The sequence below is a fragment of the Acinetobacter sp. ANC_7553 genome (assembly GCF_056779895.1).
In genome coordinates, this window is sequence record NZ_JBWYIV010000012.1 from 56,483 (window position 1) to 75,794 (window position 19,312).

General features: G+C 40.3%; 20 protein-coding genes. 10 read left to right on the forward strand and 10 right to left on the reverse strand.

All coding sequences use genetic code 11. The features are described 5' to 3' along the window. Nucleotides 1-58 precede the first annotated feature (58 nt). Together pncA and AC1M9I_RS10625 are read left to right on the forward strand one after the other, a co-directional pair. Nucleotides 59-712 (forward strand): bifunctional nicotinamidase/pyrazinamidase, encoded by a 654-nt coding sequence (pncA, locus tag AC1M9I_RS10620; protein WP_481592784.1) that lies wholly within the window; start codon nucleotides 59-61, stop codon nucleotides 710-712. A gap of 49 nt (nucleotides 713-761) precedes the next feature. Further along, nucleotides 762-1,727 (forward strand): bile acid:sodium symporter family protein, encoded by a 966-nt coding sequence (locus AC1M9I_RS10625; protein WP_481594531.1) that lies wholly within the window; start codon nucleotides 762-764, stop codon nucleotides 1,725-1,727. A gap of 6 nt (nucleotides 1,728-1,733) precedes the next feature. Here the strand turns inward: AC1M9I_RS10625 and AC1M9I_RS10630 are convergent, their stop codons facing one another. From AC1M9I_RS10630 to AC1M9I_RS10670, 9 genes are all read right to left on the reverse strand, one after another. Then, nucleotides 1,734-2,198, reverse strand: coding sequence for a 2-thiouracil desulfurase family protein (locus AC1M9I_RS10630; protein WP_035264844.1), 465 nt, complete (start codon nucleotides 2,196-2,198; stop codon nucleotides 1,734-1,736). A gap of 60 nt (nucleotides 2,199-2,258) precedes the next feature. Beyond that, nucleotides 2,259-4,097: a glutamine--fructose-6-phosphate transaminase (isomerizing) gene (gene glmS, locus AC1M9I_RS10635; protein WP_481611028.1), complete on the reverse strand. Its 1,839-nt coding sequence runs from the start codon at nucleotides 4,095-4,097 to the stop codon at nucleotides 2,259-2,261. A gap of 12 nt (nucleotides 4,098-4,109) precedes the next feature. Further along, a complete protein-coding gene (glmU, locus tag AC1M9I_RS10640) occupies nucleotides 4,110-5,474 on the reverse strand; it encodes a bifunctional UDP-N-acetylglucosamine diphosphorylase/glucosamine-1-phosphate N-acetyltransferase GlmU (protein WP_481592787.1) in 1,365 nt (454 codons plus the stop codon). 26 nt (nucleotides 5,475-5,500) lie between these two features. After that, nucleotides 5,501-5,977, reverse strand: a complete 477-nt coding sequence (locus tag AC1M9I_RS10645; RefSeq protein WP_081403227.1) for a phosphatidylglycerophosphatase A family protein — start codon at nucleotides 5,975-5,977, stop codon at nucleotides 5,501-5,503. Between the two features lie 10 nt (nucleotides 5,978-5,987). Continuing rightward, nucleotides 5,988-6,917, reverse strand: a complete 930-nt coding sequence (thiL, locus tag AC1M9I_RS10650) for a thiamine-phosphate kinase (protein WP_481594523.1) — start codon at nucleotides 6,915-6,917, stop codon at nucleotides 5,988-5,990. A gap of 12 nt (nucleotides 6,918-6,929) precedes the next feature. Further along, the gene (gene nusB, locus AC1M9I_RS10655; RefSeq protein ID WP_035264834.1) at nucleotides 6,930-7,379 is read right to left on the reverse strand and encodes a transcription antitermination factor NusB; all 450 of its coding nucleotides are present in this window, start codon (nucleotides 7,377-7,379) and stop codon (nucleotides 6,930-6,932) included. A 3-nt stretch (nucleotides 7,380-7,382) separates the two neighbouring features. After that, complete coding sequence (gene ribH, locus AC1M9I_RS10660; protein WP_035264832.1) at nucleotides 7,383-7,853, reverse strand: 6,7-dimethyl-8-ribityllumazine synthase; 471 nt, start codon at nucleotides 7,851-7,853, stop codon at nucleotides 7,383-7,385. Nucleotides 7,854-7,877: 24 nt separating this feature from the next. Then, the gene (gene ribBA, locus AC1M9I_RS10665) at nucleotides 7,878-8,999 is read right to left on the reverse strand and encodes a bifunctional 3,4-dihydroxy-2-butanone-4-phosphate synthase/GTP cyclohydrolase II (protein WP_035264829.1); all 1,122 of its coding nucleotides are present in this window, start codon (nucleotides 8,997-8,999) and stop codon (nucleotides 7,878-7,880) included. Between the two features lie 284 nt (nucleotides 9,000-9,283). Beyond that, on the reverse strand, nucleotides 9,284-10,555 hold the full coding sequence (locus AC1M9I_RS10670; RefSeq protein ID WP_481592789.1) for a hypothetical protein: 1,272 nt from the start codon (nucleotides 10,553-10,555) through the stop codon (nucleotides 9,284-9,286). A gap of 77 nt (nucleotides 10,556-10,632) precedes the next feature. Here AC1M9I_RS10670 and serB point away from each other — a divergent pair, with 77 nt between their 5' ends. From serB to AC1M9I_RS10685, 3 genes are all read left to right on the forward strand, one after another. Then, nucleotides 10,633-11,853: a phosphoserine phosphatase SerB gene (gene serB, locus AC1M9I_RS10675; protein WP_180028375.1), complete on the forward strand. Its 1,221-nt coding sequence runs from the start codon at nucleotides 10,633-10,635 to the stop codon at nucleotides 11,851-11,853. A gap of 413 nt (nucleotides 11,854-12,266) precedes the next feature. Beyond that, nucleotides 12,267-12,581: a ciprofloxacin tolerance protein AciT gene (gene aciT / locus AC1M9I_RS10680; protein ID WP_035264816.1), complete on the forward strand. Its 315-nt coding sequence runs from the start codon at nucleotides 12,267-12,269 to the stop codon at nucleotides 12,579-12,581. 190 nt (nucleotides 12,582-12,771) lie between these two features. Then, on the forward strand, nucleotides 12,772-13,251 hold the full coding sequence (locus AC1M9I_RS10685) for an SCP-2 sterol transfer family protein (protein WP_481592791.1): 480 nt from the start codon (nucleotides 12,772-12,774) through the stop codon (nucleotides 13,249-13,251). Between the two features lie 92 nt (nucleotides 13,252-13,343). Here AC1M9I_RS10685 and dtd read toward each other — a convergent pair whose 3' ends face one another. Next, nucleotides 13,344-13,784 (reverse strand): D-aminoacyl-tRNA deacylase, encoded by a 441-nt coding sequence (dtd, locus tag AC1M9I_RS10690; RefSeq protein WP_481592792.1) that lies wholly within the window; start codon nucleotides 13,782-13,784, stop codon nucleotides 13,344-13,346. A 233-nt stretch (nucleotides 13,785-14,017) separates the two neighbouring features. Here dtd and AC1M9I_RS10695 point away from each other — a divergent pair, with 233 nt between their 5' ends. The 5 genes from AC1M9I_RS10695 to asd all read left to right on the forward strand — a co-directional run bounded on the left by AC1M9I_RS10695 (nucleotide 14,018) and on the right by asd (nucleotide 19,296). Further along, complete coding sequence (locus tag AC1M9I_RS10695) at nucleotides 14,018-15,532, forward strand: catalase (protein ID WP_481592793.1); 1,515 nt, start codon at nucleotides 14,018-14,020, stop codon at nucleotides 15,530-15,532. Between the two features lie 193 nt (nucleotides 15,533-15,725). Continuing rightward, nucleotides 15,726-16,175 (forward strand): ankyrin repeat domain-containing protein, encoded by a 450-nt coding sequence (locus tag AC1M9I_RS10700; protein ID WP_481592881.1) that lies wholly within the window; start codon nucleotides 15,726-15,728, stop codon nucleotides 16,173-16,175. A 113-nt stretch (nucleotides 16,176-16,288) separates the two neighbouring features. Next, complete coding sequence (gene pncB / locus AC1M9I_RS10705) at nucleotides 16,289-17,491, forward strand: nicotinate phosphoribosyltransferase (protein ID WP_035264803.1); 1,203 nt, start codon at nucleotides 16,289-16,291, stop codon at nucleotides 17,489-17,491. A 111-nt stretch (nucleotides 17,492-17,602) separates the two neighbouring features. After that, nucleotides 17,603-18,451, forward strand: coding sequence for a sulfurtransferase (locus AC1M9I_RS10710; RefSeq protein ID WP_180028378.1), 849 nt, complete (start codon nucleotides 17,603-17,605; stop codon nucleotides 18,449-18,451). Continuing rightward, the gene (gene asd / locus AC1M9I_RS10715; protein ID WP_035264801.1) at nucleotides 18,448-19,296 is read left to right on the forward strand and encodes an archaetidylserine decarboxylase; all 849 of its coding nucleotides are present in this window, start codon (nucleotides 18,448-18,450) and stop codon (nucleotides 19,294-19,296) included. Before AC1M9I_RS10710 ends, asd begins: the two co-directional genes overlap by 4 nt. Nucleotides 19,297-19,312: the final 16 nt, after the last annotated feature.

The window sequence follows — 19,312 nt, forward strand, 5'->3', positions numbered from 1 at the left end:
TCTCATGATCCTATGCAATAGTCCCTAACAATTTCAAAAATATTGGGAGCTGAAAAGGATGTTCCAACCACAACAAAGTGCACTTATCGTTGTTGATGTTCAGAATGGATTTACCCCTGGGGGAAATTTGGCGGTAGCAAATTCAGATCAAATTATTCCAACCATTAATTTACTTGCTCGGCATTTTGACAATGTTGTCCTTACCCAAGATTGGCATCCTCAAGACCATATTTCATTTTTTGAAAATCATCCTGGAAAGTCTGCTTATGAGACGATTGAATTAGCTTATGGCCGCCAGGTGTTATGGCCTTCACATTGTGTGCAGGGTACACATGATGCAGATTTTCATCCAGACTTGAATATATCCAAAGCGCAGTTGGTCATTCGTAAAGGTTTTCATCCACATATTGATAGTTATTCTGCCTTTTTAGAAGCTGATCATCGAACATCGACTGGCTTAGCAGGTTATCTGCGTGAGCGTGGAATTCGTGACATCTTCATTGTCGGGATCGCCACTGATTTTTGTGTGGCTTGGACGGCAATTGATGCTGCAAAATTAGGTTTTAACAGTTATGTCGTGTCAGATGCGACTAAAGGCATCGATTTAAATGGTTCGTTGCAACATGCATGGCAAGAAATGCTTGCACAAGGTGTGAAACGAATTTACGCCAAAGAACTGATGACTCTCAGACACTCAGCGCAGACCATTTAAAGGCATGGCTCAAGATCATACGTCGTTAATCCAACAAGTGAACTTCTAAATGAAAGCTATCAATCAATTCGTGCAGAAAACCTTTGCGCTGTGGGTACTCTTATTTGCAGGAATTGCCATGTATATGCCAGAAGCTTTTATTTGGCTTAAGTCTTATATCACTTGGATGCTCGGGATTATCATGTTTGGCATGGGAATGACCCTGTCGTGGGAAGATTTTAAAAGTGTTCTCAGCCAGCCTAAGGCGGTTGCCGTTGGCGTGAGTGCTCAATTTATAGTGATGCCATTATTGGCATGGGGATTGTGCATAGCATTTCGATTACCCGCTGAAATTGCCGTTGGCGTACTCCTTGTTGGATGTTGTCCCGGAGGTACAGCATCTAACGTCATTGCTTATATGGCAAAGGCAAATGTGGCTTTGTCCGTCGCGTGTACCTCAGTTTCAACGATGTTAGCACCTTTGCTGACACCATTGATTTTTTATCTCTTAGCGAGTCAGTGGATCGATATAGATGCGGTAGCAATGCTTGTATCGGTAATGCAAGTGATTTTGTTCCCTATCATTTTAGGGGTGATCGTGAGCGGCCTATTTAAGCAAAAAATAGATCGATATATCGCAATGATGCCTATGGTTTCAGTCATCGCGATTGTATTGATTGTGGCTGCGATTATTGCTGGAAGCAAAATGCAAATTTTACAGTCAGGGTTACTGATCCTTGCTGTTGTAATTTTACATAATGGATTAGGATATTTTATAGGTTATTGGGCTGCAAAATTATTGCAGCTCAATCAAGCAGATGCTAAAGCAGTTTCGATAGAAGTAGGGATGCAAAATTCTGGCTTAGGCGTTGCTTTAGCTGCGGTTCATTTTGCGGCAACCCCCATTACAGCACTTCCAAGTGCAATTTTTAGTTTGTGGCACAATATTTCTGGACCCGTCTTGGCAAGTTATTGGGCGACGCGTGACAAAGCTCACCTTAAAAAACATGAATATGACGATGATGTGATTAAGTAGCTGATTTTATTTCATTAACTGATCTAGAAATTCTTTTTCAGTCATGATGTGAATACCATGTTGCTTTAAAAGCGCTGCTGTAACACCGTCCGCATTTATTTTTGACCCCGAAAAAGAGCCATCATAAATCTGACCAAAACCACATGATGGACTTTTAGCTTTCAAAATCGCATGAGTAATCCCATGTTTTTTCGCAAAAGCTAAGGTCTGTTTGGCACCTAAAATAAATGCTTCGGTAACATCTTTTCCCGAAAGATCAAATACTTTTGCATGGCCACTCAAAACATCGGAGCCTGTTCCTTTTTGAATTTCAGCAGGGGCTCTGGGAGTGCTAAGTCCTCCAGAAATTTCAGGGCAGATTACGACGGCCTGATCGGTATCAATCAGCGTTTTAATTTTTTCTTGAAGGCAATGTTGACCATCGTAGCGAACTGGATGTCCGACTAAACATGCACTGATAAGATATTTCATTTGATAAAAAAAGACCGATAATTTTCATTATCGGTCTTTTTAAGTGTAGATCAAATTGAATTATTCAACCGTAACTGACTTAGCTAAGTTACGCGGCTGATCTACATCGGTACCGCGTAGTACAGCGACGTGATAGGACAAAAGCTGCACAGGAATACTGTATACGATTGGTGATAATAGTGCTGAAACGCTCGGAACTTGAACAACGTGTTGGCGCTCTTTTTCCTTAATGCCACTATTTTCATCTGCAAATACAAACAGCTCACCACCACGTGCTTGAACCTCTTCCATATTTGATTTGAGCTTATCAAGCATGTCATCCTGAGGAGCAAGAATGACAACAGGCATATCATTATCAACTAAGGCCAATGGGCCGTGTTTCAACTCACCAGCTGCATAACCTTCAGCATGAATATATGAAATTTCTTTCAGTTTAAGCGCTCCTTCAAGCGCGATTGGGAACTGTGTTCCACGACCTAAAAATAGGCAATGTTGTTTTTCAACAAACAATTCAGATAGGCGTAAAATTTCTTTATTACATTGTAATGTGTCAAGAATCACTTTAGGTGTATGCCACAATCCAGTAATGATTTCAGTTACTTGTTCATTAGAAATCGTTTGTTTAACTTGACCGAACTTAAGCACGAGAAGCATCAAGGCAGCAAGTTGTGTGGTGAATGCTTTGGTCGACGCAACCCCAATTTCTGGACCTGCTAATGTCAATAAGCTGTAATCTGTTTCACGCACCATGGAAGATGTTGCAACGTTACAGATCGTCATCGTGGTGATATTAATATTTTTCGCTTTGGCACGTTTTTGTGTATCACGAAGAGCAGCCAATGTGTCGGCAGTTTCACCTGATTGAGAAATACACACATAGAGTGTATTGTTCACGATGACTGGAGTGCGATAGCGGAACTCACTTGCAATTTCAACTTGGCAAGGTACATCAATCAGTTGTTCAAACCAATATTTTGCGATCATGCCTGCATGGTAACTGGTACCGCAAGCGATGATTTGAACTTGCTGAATCTGAGAAAAATCTTCTACAGCATTTGCAAGAAAATCATCACGTAAGTGATCGGCATTTAAGGCTTGAGAGATGGTTTGCTTGATCGCTTCGGGTTGCTCATAAATTTCTTTCAGCATGTAATGCTTATATTCACCTTTTGAAGCATTACTCACTGTCGCATCAAGTTCTTTGACAGGGCGTTCAACGCGCTCACCTTGTACATAGACTTCAATCGTATCACGTGTTAAACGCGCAATATCACCTTCTTCAAGGTATATAAAACGATTGGTAATCGGTAATAGGGCCAATTGATCAGAACTGATAAAGTTCTCACCAATTCCCACGCCGATCACGAGCGGTGAACCTTCACGAACAGTGATCAATTCATTTGGGTAATCTGTATGTACGATACCGAGTGCAAATGCACCTTTGAGTTGAGGCACAACTTGTTCAACGGCTTTAAGCAGGTTAGGAGCAGACTTCAGTGCATCATGAACTAAGTGTGCAACAACTTCAGTATCTGTTTGGGATGTAAACACATATCCTAATGCTTCAAGATCATCTTTAAGCTCTTGGTAATTTTCAATAATACCGTTATGTACCACAGCGACTTGACCAGATATATGCGGATGTGCATTATTTTCTGTAGGTTTGCCATGAGTAGCCCAACGTGTATGTGCGATACCAAGCGCGCCAGTGATCGCTGCTTCTAAAACCGCTTCTTCAAGGTTGATAACTTTACCGACACGACGTTCACGTAAAACTTGACCTGCATTGATTAAAGCTAATCCCGCTGAGTCATAACCACGGTATTCAAGACGCTTTAAGCCTTCAATTAGAATATTCGTTATGCTTCGTTCTGCTACACCGCCGACGATACCACACATATTGTAATCCCCTTAATTCTTAATCTTTTGTGGACGTGGATAATTGTCTTTCACAAATTGTTTAGAGCGTTCTACCGCTAAACTATGATCATCCACATCACGAGTAATCGTCGATCCAGCACCAACTGTTGCACCATTACCAATTTTAACCGGCGCGACTAAAGAGCTGTTTGAACCTATAAAGGCTTGGTCACCAATGATCGTTTTAAACTTGTTGGCACCATCATAATTACATGTGATCGTACCCGCGCCGATATTTGAACCCTCACCCACTTCAGCATCACCTAAGTACGTAAAATGATTGGCTTTAGAGCCTAAACCAATGGTGGTGTTTTTCACTTCAACAAAGTTGCCAATGTGTACTTCATTTGCCAATTTAGCACCAGGGCGCAAACGTGCGAATGGTCCAATTTGAGTCTGCTCACCCACAATGGCTGAATCAAATACGCTATACGGTTGAACTTTCGTGCCTGCAGCAATTTTGGAGTTTTTAATTACACAGCCTGCACCGATTTCGACATTGTCACCAAGTTCACATTCGCCCTCGATAATGACATTGATATCGATACGTACATCTTGACCAACCTTGAGTGAACCTCGGAGATCGAAACGACTCGGGTCGATCAAATGTACACCTTGCTGCATCAGTAATTTCGCTTGGTAGTTTTGGTATTCTCTTTCCAATGCTGCCAATTGCACACGATCATTTACACCTTCAACTTCGAAAGCTAAAGCAGGTTCAACTGAGGCAATTTCGAGTCCATCGTCAATAGCCATTGCTACGATATCTGTTAAATAATATTCGCCTTGCGCATTATTATTATTCAGACGTGGCAACCACTCGTGCAATTTGGCATTGCTTACTGCATAAATGCCAGTATTAATTTCTTGAATTAAACGTTGCGCTTCAGAAGCATCTTTATGTTCAACAATGGCTTGGATTTTACCATTTTCTCTCACGATACGACCGTAACCTGAAGCATCGTCTAGTGTAAGTGTGACTAAGCCAATACCTTTAGATTGTGTTGCTTCAAGTAATTTTTGTAATGTATCGGCTGTAATACAAGGCACATCGCCGGATAAAATTAAAGAAATACCATCTTTGGGTAAGACAGGTAAGGTCATTTGAACAGCGTGACCTGTACCAAGTTGTTCAGCTTGTTCAACCCAGTCAATATTTTCTGTCGAAAATGCTTGTTTAACTAGAGCGCCGCCGTGACCGAAAATAGTAATAATATTTTCAGCTTGTATTTTTTTTGCGGTTTCAATGACATGCCCTAAGAGTGGACGTCCTGCTAAAGGCTGTAATACTTTTGGTAGTTTTGAACGCATTCGCGTCCCTTTACCTGCAGCAAGAATAACAACTGTGGTTGACATACAACATCCTTTCTTTGGAGCTTGGCTTAAGCCATATCAATATAGAGATAAATTATAATACAAAGTGCTGCCCACAGACCTGCGATCAGGTCATCAAGCATAATGCCGAAACCACCGTCGACTTGACGATCAATGACGCGAATCGGCCAAGGTTTCCAAACATCAAAGAGACGGAAAAGTGCAAAACCAATAAAAAGCCATACCCAATTCATCAGGCCTAGGTAGATTAAAGGGAGAAACGTGATCGATTGACCCGCAAATTCATCCCACACAATTCGTCCGTCATCATGGACGCGCATTATATCAGCGGCTCTTCCACAAATATATATCCCAATCAATGACATAACGATTATGGCAATCGTGCTATACAAAAAACCTATTGCCATGAAAGCAGGGATAAACAACAAGGCAAAAGCTGAACCAAAAGTACCAGGTGCTTTTGGCGCTAAACCAGAACCGAATCCAACGCCACAAAAAACAATGAAACGTTCAGACCAAGTCATCGTTTTAAAATTAATTGGTTGTTTTTGCAAAGTGCTGATATCCCTGTAATTCTAGTTCTTGTGGTTGTTGATGATGATAAAAATCTAATTGCTGTGTCTCTTTTACGACACCAATCACCGTGATCGGTGTATCGCAGTGTCGAGCTTTTAATTCATCCAAGGCAGGTAAAGGAATGGTAAAACACAATTCATAATCATCACCACCTGCTAAAGCCAATTTCCATTTTTGCTGATTGGACAATGCTTGTAAGGCAGGACTAAGTGGAAGTTGATCTAAGTGTAGGTCGGCACCAACATAAGATGCTTTGAGAATATGTCCTAAATCTTGTGCTAAACCATCGGATACGTCAATCATACTATGCGCCAATCCTTTAAGCGCTTGACCGAGTTCACAACGTGGAGTGGGATAATCGAGACGTTTTTTTAAAGCATGATCGGGATATTTTAATCCGAATGCAGCATCACCGACAGTGCCGGATACACAGATTAAATCACCTGCTTGAGCACCAGAACGTGGCACGGCTTTTCCAATATCCACCCAGCCTAGAGCGGTAACTGATAATGTGAGATGTGGGCTTTGCGTTGTGTCGCCGCCAATTAAACTTACTCCAAATTGATCGCAACAATCATACAAACCCTGACTAAACCCTTTTAGCCAATCATGATCAATTTGGGGTAGACTCAATGCCAAGAGAATGCTTTGAGGTTTTGCACCCATGGCTGCAATGTCTGAAAGATTCACAGCTACAGATTTCCATCCAATCGCATGGGGATCTGTATCGATGGGGAAATGTCGACCAGCAACGAGGGTATCGGCACAAATGACCAATTGTTGCTGTGGAGGTGGGGTGAGCAGGGCTGAGTCATCACCGACACCTAAATCGACTGAAGAATAACTCGGTCGATTGAAATAGGTGTCAATAATAGAAAACTCAGCCATTTCAACAACAACTTATTTTGCTTGTTGCTTTTCTGCTTCACGCAGGCTTTGTGCCAAACGGTCTAATACACCATTGATGTATTTGTGACTATCTGCACCGCCGAAGTGTTTAGCTAATTCAATTGCTTCATCGAGAACGACGCGATATGGAATTTCAAGATGCTCTTTCAATTCATACGCGCCAAGACGCAAAGTAGCTAATTCAACGCCGTCCAGTGCCGAGATCTCACGATCTAGTACTGGAATTAATAACGCATCCAATGCTTCATGATTTGCAATCACTTGTGTGAGCAACTCGTGATAATAGCTGAGATCCACTTTATGCATGGCATTTTCAGCACGTGTACGTGCTTCAATTTCATGCACAGGGTTGTGGCTCATTTGCCATTCATAAATCCCTTGTACAGCAAAACGACGTGCTTTGCGTTTAGCTGCATAAGTAGCTTGGAGTGTCTGCGACATGCTTTAGATCGCCTTTAGCAAGTTAACCATTTCAATTGCAGTCAAGGCAGCTTCACCACCTTTATTACCTGCTTTTGTACCTGAACGCTCGATGGCTTGTTCAATGCTGTCTGTAGTCAATACGCCATTGATTACAGGTAAACCAGCTTCTAAACCAACAACACCAAGGCCTTTTGCACATTCACCAGCAACAAAGTCAAAGTGAGGAGTGCTACCGCGAATAACTGCACCAAGTGCAATTACCGCATCAAACTTACCAGAATTTGCGAGTTTTTTCGCCACAACCGGAAGTTCCCAAGCGCCTGGCGCGTGAACGACAGTGATATTATCGTCTTTAACACCATGTCGATGCAATGTATCAATTGCACCTTCTAATAAATGTTCAACAACAAAGCTGTTAAAACGACCAACTAGAATCGCGTAACGATCTTCGCTCGCGAGATGTAATAAACCTTCAATACGGCGAATCGCCATAGCAACCTCGATATTTAATAAGAGTTATGAATGAGAGCTCTGATCAGCTGTGATGTATTCGACCACTTCTAAATTAAAGCCAGACAATGCATTGAAGCGTAAAGGTGAGCTCAGGAGCTTCATTTTCTGTACGCCTAAATCACGTAAAATTTGTGCACCCACACCAATCGTTTGGTATTGCTGCGATAAGGCAGCATTTGACTTGGCTGGTTTTGGCGCAGTTAATGCTTCTAATGCTGGACCTAAATCAGACGGCTGACGTTGTCCAATCCATACCAAGACACCACGATCGCTTTGAGCAATTTCTTTTAAAGCACGATCTAAATTCCAAGCTGCTTCACCATCTTGCTTATTAAGCTTTAATAAGTCTCGCGCCGGATTGAAGCCATGAACGCGAACAGTCGTCACACCCTCTTCAGGTTGACCTTTAACCAATGCCAAATGAATATCAGGATTCCCGACTTCACGATAACGGTAAAGATCAAAAGTACCATACTCGGTATCGAGTTTTTGTTGATCCAAACGCTCTACCGTTTGTTCATTGGTCATACGGTAGTGAATAAGATCAGCAATTGTACCAATTTTTAGACCGTGTTTTTCAGCAAAAATTTCAAGGTCAGCACGACGGGCCATAGTCCCGTCTTCATTGATAATTTCACAAATCACAGAAGCTGGTTCAAGACCTGCAAGACGAGCTAAATCACAACCTGCTTCGGTATGACCTGCACGATGGAGCACACCACCTGGTTGTGCCATGAGTGGAAAAATATGGCCTGGCTGAACGATATCTGCTGGTTTTGCATGTGCCGCAACTGCTGTTTGAATCGTGTGCGCACGTTCTGCTGGAGAAATACCTGTAGAAATGCCATTTGCAGCTTCAATAGAAAGCGTGAAGTTTGTCCCGTGTTGAGCGCCATTCGCATCAACCATCAACGGTAAATTTAATTGTTTGCAGCGTTCACGGCTTAAGGTTAAACAAACTAAGCCACGAGCATGCGTGATCATGAAATTAATGTCTTCAGGTCGTACGTGCGTTGCAGCAATAACGAGGTCGCCTTCATTTTCACGATCTTCATCATCCATCAGGATGACCATTTTTCCTGCACGGATATCTGCTACAAGTTCTTCTACAGTATTGAGCGACATCAACCTTCACCTTTTTGTTATGTCATTCTGACATTTGAATAAATTTGTTGCGCCATAGTCTAACGCTTTTTTAGTCAGTTTGCCTATGCTTATGACTGTACCATTCAACACAGTCCAACTTACACCTTCATAGCACATTGAAAAGAGAGATAAAATTACCAAAAGAGCAATTTTGTATAGAAACTAGACGCTTAGTCTAACTTTTCACGACTGTGAGCTTTAAAAAAGAAAAACCAGATTTAACTTAGCATCAAATCTGGTTTACTTATTAAAATTTAATCTAATTAAGAGCTGATTGTGCGATCCGTCGAAGAGCTTTGAGCTTTGCCTTTCAAAATTTCAGTACGGATATTTTGTGCAAGTTCGGCACAGGCTTCGTTCATACCATTAATCATGAAAGCGTGACGTGTTAACACACTGGTTGGATTCGGCATCGGAACCAATTGATAGCATTCACCAATATGCTTTAACTGATCGTGGGTCAAATATAGCGCCATTTCTTTCGCAATCAGGTGATGTGTGAGTCTTTCCGCCGCTTGTACTGAGTCGAGTTGCATTGCTTCCACTGGCGCGGTTACAGCACAGCGCGTTTGTAATACGAACCGTTTATCCTCACGGTAACGTTTATAGAGTACTTCTGACAATAATTGAAACACCGAACCAATCATTAAGATGCAAGCAATCGAGTTATTCTTGAGTGAAGAAATACTGATGACAGCGCCTTGTTGATCAAAACTACGATTCACAACGATATCATCAACATTCAAATGATAATGCGCTGTACACAGTTCGATACTCTTATTTAAGAAAATTTGACATAAATTAAAATAAGGTAAAGAGACAGATTTGTTGACCGTATTAATTAATTGTTTCGGATCATAAAATTGGATATTCAGTGATAAAGCATCCTGATTTAACTGCAGAGTCGGTACTTTTGGCGTAATTGCAGCTTGTTCTTTATTTTGCTCTGGCGTATGAGGTTGTTTAGGCTGACTCTTTTCCAGTTCTAATGCTTCAGTGAGCAGTTTGATCTCATGACGTAAACGGGACTCATTATTTAATCTCGCAAGATATTCGCTACGAGTAGGGCGAGCAATGGCACGATAAGCCAACCATAATAAGCCATGAATAAAGAGTGACGAGAGGATCGCCAGCCATTGTGTTCTTAATATTTCACCGATACTTGATTTAACCAATGTGATTTCCACACTGCCAATTTTCTTTTCATTTTGTAGTGCATCTCGAACGAAGATTTCACCCTGACGCGTCTTAGACAAGCCTGCAGTCGCGAGAACTTGATCTCCTGTGCCAAGAATACGTATATATGCAACACTTGGATTCGTTGCATAGCGGTTGGCTAATAATGCAAGAGATACAGTATTGGCAGGTTCAAGTTCAGTTAAGCTATCTGCGACCAGTTGAGTCGTCATTAGCAAACCTTGGCTTGCACGGTTTTCATTTAATTGATGTGTCGTTGCAATAACCAATAAAAAGGTATGCAAGGCAAAACTTACAATCAGCAGGCTAGCAAATAGCCCTTGTCTAGGCGCATTCAACGTAAACTTCCAAAGAAAATTAATTCAATTTCGATTATGATTCTTACAATATTCGTAGCTCAGACCCGAGTCAATTCATGCGAGAAATCATTCTTATTTCATTTTTAGGACCTGACCAACCGAATCAGTTTACTCGATTGATGCAGGTGTTGTCCGTACATTCTTTGCAAATTTTAGATGTAGGACAAGCAGTTATCCATAACCAATTGACTCTCGGCATCGTGGTTGCTTCCGAAGACCAGACAGCAACGGCTTTGGCCATGAAAGATATTCTGATTTTAGCACACGATATTGGTCTTACTGTGCGCTTTAAACCGATCGATTCAGAAGATTATGAGCAATGGGTGAAAGAGGGTGGACGTACACGATATATCGTGACGGCATTGGCACCTGAACTTACCGCAGCACATTTGCAAGCAGTGACTAATATTGTTTCAAGTCAAGGGTTTAATATTGAAACAGTCACTCGTTTGTCTGGTCGCCCAACGTTGAATCATTTTGAAAATGAACCAAAACGTGCTTGTGTGCAATTTGGTTTGAGCGGTCAGATGTTAGATGCTGCAGCGATGCGAGCGGCATGTTTAAGTTTATCAAATGACCTTAGTGTCGATGTTGCAGTACAAGAAGACACGCCGTACCGTCGTAATCGTCGTTTAGTTTGCTTTGATATGGATTCAACGCTGATCGAACAAGAAGTGATTGATGAGCTTGCAATTGAAGCAGGTGTCGGTGCACAAGTCGCAGAAATTACTGAGCGTGCTATGCAAGGTGAGCTGGACTTTCAGAGCAGTTTCCGTGCGCGTGTGGCGCTACTGAAAGGTATGGATGCTTCTGTATTGCCTAAAATTGCAGAACGTTTAACGATTACTGAAGGTGCAGAACGTCTTATTTCAACCCTGAAATCTTTGGGTTATCGTACGGCTATTTTATCTGGTGGCTTCCAATACTTCGCTGAATATTTACAAGAAAAACTTGGGATTGATGAAGTTCATGCCAATATCTTGGATGTTCAAGATGGGCAGGTCACTGGCGAAGTTAAAGGGCATATTGTGGATGGCGCTCGTAAAGCATTTTTATTAGGCCAAATTGCGGATGAAATGGGCATTTCACTTGAGCAAACGATTGCAGTAGGTGATGGTGCGAATGATTTGCCAATGCTCTCTATAGCGGGCTTGGGCGTTGCATTCCGTGCTAAACCATTGGTGCGTCAAAATGCAAATCAAGCCATCTCAAGTGTTGGGTTGGATGGTGTTCTGTACCTGTTAGGTGTACATGATAAAGATTTAAGTCGAGCTTAAAATCAAAAAAAGCTTATTAAAAAGGCGACCAAATGGTCGCTTTTTTTTATCTAAGTGAATCATTCTTAGACAAATTTTAATCAGCTAAGTTCAGACGAAAAAACAGATGGTCATCATCGAAAAAAAGATGTTTTTGACAAAAAATTACGAGGTATTTTTTTGTAATGACACGCCAAGTTTGACTGATTCTGACTCTATGAAAAATGTCTAATCTTAAAAAATGTAATGACAAAAGAATGTTGCGACAATATGTGTCGCTTACAAAAGCATCAGGTCTTTTTTTCTGAAAAAAACTCACCATAATGCTTTCATAAACGCCAACAAGACCATTGAAGAAAGTGAAGCGTTATTTAATTTGTTGTGAAACACCATTAGGCAGTATTTGAAACATCTAAATTTTGACGGAGATTTTTATGGTCACTTTAACTTTTGCAACGATACTCGGATTTGCTCTGATCGCTGTAGCATTGGCGGCCGTATTCTTTTCACCTTATCGTCATTGGCTAGGGTTTATGTTGGCGGGTATGGTCTTCTGGGGTTTACTTGAAGGTATTCGTTATAGTGTCCAACACGTCTTTGACATGTCTTTGGCATATAGTTATTTAACAGCGATTAGCTTAGCCATGGTGGCTTTAACGGCTTTCTTACTTCGCGAAGATAGTCGTGCGCAAAAGGCTTTAGAAAATCGTCGTTATATTGAACATACTCCTGTATATGAGGACGATTAAATCCTACTCATGACAAATGATATGTAGACCAAAACTGCGTGGTAACAATTTTATATTTAAAGGTGTATCAAAATGATATACCTTTTTTTTGCCTATACGTTTTGTTAAACAAAGCTGCATTTCCTTACTTATAAGATATGCTAGGATGAATCAATTATTTTTGATATTAAAAAAACGGACTTAAATTGTCATGAAACTATCTTCAATACCTGTTGTGAAATTACCTATCGTTGATGCAAGCACAGATCCACTAGACCTTTTGGTGTTAGGTTTGGCGTTGCGTATGAAACAATTGTCACGTACGAGTCCAAAATTTATTGAGTTAATTCATGATCGTCAGTTCCGTATTCAAATAGGTACAGATCTAGGTGTTGCACGTCAGATTTTAGTCAACAATGGTCAGATTGATTCTGTTTCAGGTGATGCAGAGAAAGCAGATTTCGTACTTCAGTTTGCTGATAGCGAGCAAGGTGTTAAAACCCTGTTGAAAGGTGATCCAACTGCATTCATGACGGGTATGCAAAATGGCAGTATTAAAATGGAAGGTGATTTCAGCTTATTGGTATGGTTTAACCAAGTCGCTAAATTAATTCCACCAAAAATTCCTAAACCTGTAAAAGAAAAAATACAATTTGCTCGTCAATTTATTAAAGAAAAGACAGGTAAGTAATACAGCACCTAAATACGGACTTTTCTCGTTTTGATTCTAGAGATGAGTATTGAAATGCAAGAAAAAAAGCCCTCATCAGAGGGCTTTTCTAGTCATTCAACTTCAAGATTGAAGGTTACCGGACCATCATTGATGAGATGCACTTTCATATCCGCTGCAAAGATTCCGGTTTGTACATGTTCAAACTGAGATTTTGCGTATTCAACTAACTGTTCATACAGTTCTTTTGCTTCGAGAGGCGGCATTGCAGGGCCGAAGTCAGGACGCAAACCTTTTTGGGTTTGTGCCATCAGGGTAAATTGCGAGACTAATAATAATCCGCCTCCGACTTGGCTAAGATTCCAACCCATTTTTCCTTGGTCATCATCAAAAAAACGGTATTTTAAAATCTTATCGATGAGCTTCTTACCTTTTTCAAAGTTATCTTCTTTGCCAATACCAATAAAAACTAAAATCCCTTTTTCGATTTGACCAGTAATCTCACCATCCACAACGACTTTCGCTTCAAGGACGCGTTGGAGTAAAGCACGCATAATTCAACCAAGTTTGATGTTTTTTAATTCAAATGAATTGTATCAAATTGGAAAAAAGAAAAGGGATAAAGTCGTCATCTATCCTAATAAGTCATTGATAAAAAAATAATTAATCGGAGTATATACTTTTAATCTAATAAAGCGATTGAAATAATAAAAATTAACCTTTTTACCAATTTTGTTAAAGAAGGTAATTTACGCGTGCAGGAAAGGTAAATTTGAGAGAGAAAACGATGTTTAAGCGTTCAATGTTGGTTGCAATGCTTGCAACTGCGACAGCAGCATCAGCTGCACCATTAACAAAAGATAACGGCGCACCAGTGGGTGATAACCAAAACTCAATCACTGCAGGTCCAAATGGTTCTGTATTATTACAAGATGTACAGTTGATTCAAAAACTTCAACGTTTCGGTCGTGAGCGTATCCCCGAGCGTGTTGTACACGCACGTGGTACGGGAGCTTATGGTGAATTCGTTGCAACTAAAGATTTATCAGATCTTACTATTGCTTCACTTTTCAAAGCAGGTACGAAAACTCCAGTATTCTTACGCTTCTCTACAGTAATTCATGGTAAGCATTCTCCAGAAACTTTACGTGACCCACATGGCTTCGCAATTAAGTTTTATACTCAAGAAGGTAACTGGGATTTAGTTGGTAACCAAACGCCTGTATTCTTCATTCGTGATGCGATCAAGTTCCCAGACTTCATCCACGCAATGAAACCAAGCCCAATTGACAACGTTCAAGACGCTAATCGCGTATTTGACTTCTTGTCTAGCCAGCCATGGGCAACAAATATGTTGACTTATGTATATGGTAACCAAGGTGTTCCTACGAGCTACCGTGAACAAGACGGTTTCGGTGTACATGCATTTAAATTGTACAACGACAAAGGCGAATATAAATACGTTAAATTTAACTTCCGTTCTAAGCAAGGTGTTAAAGGTCTAAACGTTAAAGAAGCTGCTGAATTACAAGGTAAAGACTTCAACCACTTAACGAATGATCTTTATAAGAACATCAATGCGGGCAATTTCCCGAAATGGGATCTTTATATCCAAGTGTTGGATCCTAAAGATTTGAATAGCTTCGATTTCGATCCACTTGATCCAACTAAAATCTGGCCTACTGATTTAGTACCAGAAACAAAAGTGGGTACTTTGACATTAAATCGTATGCCGAAGAATTTCTTCCAAGAAACGGAACAAGTTGCTTTAGCACCAGGTAATTTAGTACCAGGTATCGAGCCATCAGAAGACCGCTTACTTCAAGGTCGTATCTTCTCTTACTCTGATACACAAATGTACCGTTTGGGTGCAAATCACCAGCAAATTCCAGTAAACCGCCCATTGGTAAATGTGAACAACAATAACCAAGATGGTTATATGAATGTTGGTGCAACTTCATCTAACGTGAACTATGAACCAAGCCGTATGGAGCCAAAACCATCTACAGCGAAAGCTCGTGCTGTTGAAACTCCACTTTCTGGTACGGTTCAGCAACGTGGTGTGAAGGAGCAAAACTTTAAGCAAGCGGGTGATTTATACCGTTCATACTCTGCTAAAGAGAAATCTGACCTCATTATGAACTTAGCAGCTGATCTTGGTAACGTAAAAGATTCAGAAACTAAACACATCATGTTGTCTTATTTCTATAAAGCAGATGCGGATTACGGCACACGTATGACTAAAGCTGTAAACGGTAACTTAGCGACTGTTAAAGCGAAAGCGGCAGCTTTAAAAGACTAATCAAGATTAGTCCTTGGATTGGTGATTAGGGTCTAAGGTGTCACCTCAAAAAAGTCCTGTAAAACTCAATTCCTTTCCTGCAACCCTAGGGGAGTTTTACAGGCATTCGTTATCGAATTTAAACTCAGGTGAGGGAAGAATGAAAAATATTGTATATAGTTTATTAATCGCTTTACTGAGTTTAAGTTCAGTAATGCTTCACGCTCAAACGACGTCTGTCAGTAGCTCACAACAATCAGATCAGAAAGAAGTGATTGACTTATTTTTTGCAGCAGCGAAAACAGGAAACAAAGAAGTTATTCATGAATTTTTGAAACATGGTTTTCCAGTCAATATTAAAAACCATGCTGGTTTTACACCATTAATGATGGCGACCTACTATGGTCATCAAGATATTGTAACGACTCTATTGGAAAACGGCGCAGACCGCTGTGCTCGTGATAATAAGGGTAATACAGCTTTGATGGGTGCTATCTTTAAGCTTGAATGGTCAATTGCCAAACAATTACGCCAGGTCGATTGTGATGCTCAAGCAAAACAGACAGGACACAAGACCACAGAAGAATTCGCAAAAGTTATTGGGCAAGATAAAGCATTGAAAGCTTTGACTGAGTCATATAGTCAAGACAATGCAAAAGAATAATCAGTTTAAGTTTTAGTAATTAGTCGAATAATCTTCGACAATTACTAAAACGAGCTATGAATCGCAACAAAATGTGCTTTAATGCAATAAGTTGCTAAAAACTGAAAAATAATATGTCTGCCATTATTCAATCCTTACTTGATACTGACTTGTATAAATTCACGATGCTACAAGTGGTATTACATCAATTTCCTCAAACGGATAGTGTCTATCAATTTCGTTGTCGTAACCTTGAAGATACAGCCTATCCACTCGTGGATATATTAGAGGAACTGAACGAACAGTTAGATTTACTGTGTCAGCTCAAATTTAAAGAAGATGAATTACAATATTTAAGAAGTTTACGCTTTATTAAAAGTGATTTTGTAGACTATTTAGAATTATTCCAACTTAAGCGCCGCTTTATTAAAGCCAGTATCGATGATCAAGGTCGTTTAGATATTCGTATCGAAGGACCTATGGTTCAAGCAATGATGTTTGAAATTTTTGTGCTTGCAATCGTCAATGAACTCTATTTTCGTCGTATTCGCGATGAGCAGGTATTGGCAGAAGGAGAGCGCCGTCTTAAAGCTAAAATTGAATTGTTGAAACACTATGAAAGTAGTCAACAACCCAATGATCCACCATTCCTTGTTTCCGATTTTGGAACACGCCGTCGCTATAGTTTTGACTGGCAGAAACATGTGGTGGAAGAGTTTAATAAGGCTGCACCACATATTTTTCGTGGCACAAGTAATGTTTTATTGGCAAAGCAGTTGGGTATTACACCCATTGGTACGATGGCGCATGAATTTTTACAAGCTTTCCAAGCACTTGATGTTCGCTTACGTGATTTCCAAAAAGCTGCACTTGAAACTTGGGTGCAGGAATATCGCGGAGATTTAGGCATTGCACTGACAGATGTTGTTGGTATGGATGCATTCCTAAGAGACTTTGATTTGTATTTTGCCAAATTGTTTGATGGTCTACGACATGACAGTGGTGATCCATATGAGTGGGGCGATAAAGCCTACGCACATTATAAAAAATTAAAAATTGACAGCAAAACTAAAATGCTCACTTTCAGTGATGGTCTAAACTTAGAGAAGGCATGGGATTTGCATCAATATTTTAAAGATCGTTTCCAAGTCAGTTTCGGGATTGGTACTAACCTCACCAATGATATGGGACAAACTGCTTTGAATATTGTTTTAAAGTTAGTCGAATGCAATGGTCAATCGGTAGCTAAACTCTCTGATAGTCCAGGAAAAACGATGACTGATAATGATACCTTCCTCGCATATTTGCGTCAGGTATTTGATGTTGAGTCTCCTTAATCATAATTTCCCTTTTCTGATTTTTTGCTAATACCATGCAAAAAATCAGAATAATTTTGAAAAAGTCTTGTGCTAAGATTTGAACAAGGCCAATAGAACTATTCAATAAATATGACCACTAACGCTTTTGATTTCGGTCTGCTCATTGAAGCAGAACAACTTGTTCCTCATTTAGGAAGTGAAAAGTTACGTATTGTTGATTTGACCCGAAGTTCGGTCTATGAGCAATTACATATTCCGCATGCTATACATCTGAAGCCAAAATTTTTAGTGCGCCAAGAGGAACAAACTACGGGTTTATTGCCTGATGATGAAGGGCTTCAGCAGCTAGTCCAGATATTAAACATATCACCTGAGCATCATGTCGTGGTCTATGATGATGAAGGTGGGGCATGGGCTGGTCGATTGATCTGGAATCTACACTGTATGGGTTTTTATAACACCAGTTTATTAAATGGTGGTATTCATGCATGGTTAGGCGCCAACTATCCTACTTCTTCAGAAGTTGAAGAGGTTCAGCCAGTCACATGTCTTTTTCAAGTTAAGACATCCAATGTTGATCAACACCGTATTGATTATTCAACTTTAATAAAAAAAATTGAAAATAAAACTTGCCAAGTATGGGACTGCCGAACGGCTGAGGAGTATACCGGGCAACGTCTCGCGGCACGTCGTGGTGGACATATTCCAACGGCTAGACATTTTGAGTGGAGTACTGCACTTAATCGTCAAAATCATTTAAAATTGCACCCCTTAGAACGCACGCAACAACGTTTAGAACAATTGGGCTTTCAATTTGATCAGCCAGTCGTCGTATATTGTCAGTCTCATCACCGTTCAGGTTTAGCTTACATTATTGGTCGATTACTGGGTTGGGATATCCAAGCTTATGATGGTGCGTGGAGCGAGTGGGGCAACCGCCTCGACAGTCCAATCATTACTGGAGAGTCACCTGAGTGAGTCTGACAAATTTAAAAAAGAAACTATTTATTCAAGCGCAGCAAATCGTCCCGCAACAAAAACTCAGCCGTTTGGTGGGTAAAGTCGCAGCTAGTGAAAACCCAGTATTAAAGAATGTTGTCATTCAAGCATTTAAAGCAAAATATGGCATTGATATGTCAATTGCTGAGCAACAAAATGCCTTGAAATTTAAATCCTTTAATGAGTTTTTCACTCGCTCTTTGAAAACAGGCGTTCGTTCAATTGATCCTAATCCTAAAAGTGTCGTGTCACCTGCAGACGGTGCAATTTCACAATTAGGTAAAATCAATGAGGGCGATATTTTTCAGGCAAAAGGTCAAAGCTTTTCAGTTGAAAAGTTAATTGGTGATCCTCAATTGGCAGCACCATTCAAAAATGGTGAATTTGCAACAGTGTACTTATCACCGCGTGATTATCATCGTGTGCATATGCCTTATTCTGGTACATTGACTGAAACTTTATATATTCCAGGTGAATTATTTTCAGTCAACCAAACTACAGCTGAAAATATTCCGGGTTTGTTTGCACGTAATGAACGAATGGTATGTTTATTCGATACTGATATTGGTCGTATGGCTGTTGTTTTAGTTGGCGCAATGATTGTTGCTGGAATTGAAACTGTTGCGACAGGTAAAGTAAAACCAACAGGTCGCTTAGAGCTGAACCATCATGCGATGAAACTTGAAAAAGGTGATGAGCTCGGACGTTTTTATTTGGGTTCAACGGCTGTAGTTTTGTTTGAGAAAGATAAAATGCAATGGGACCAAGCATTTAAGGCGAACTCAACTGTAGTAATGGGTGAAGCGTTGGGTCATCTTATTTGAGTATATCTTTTGAATA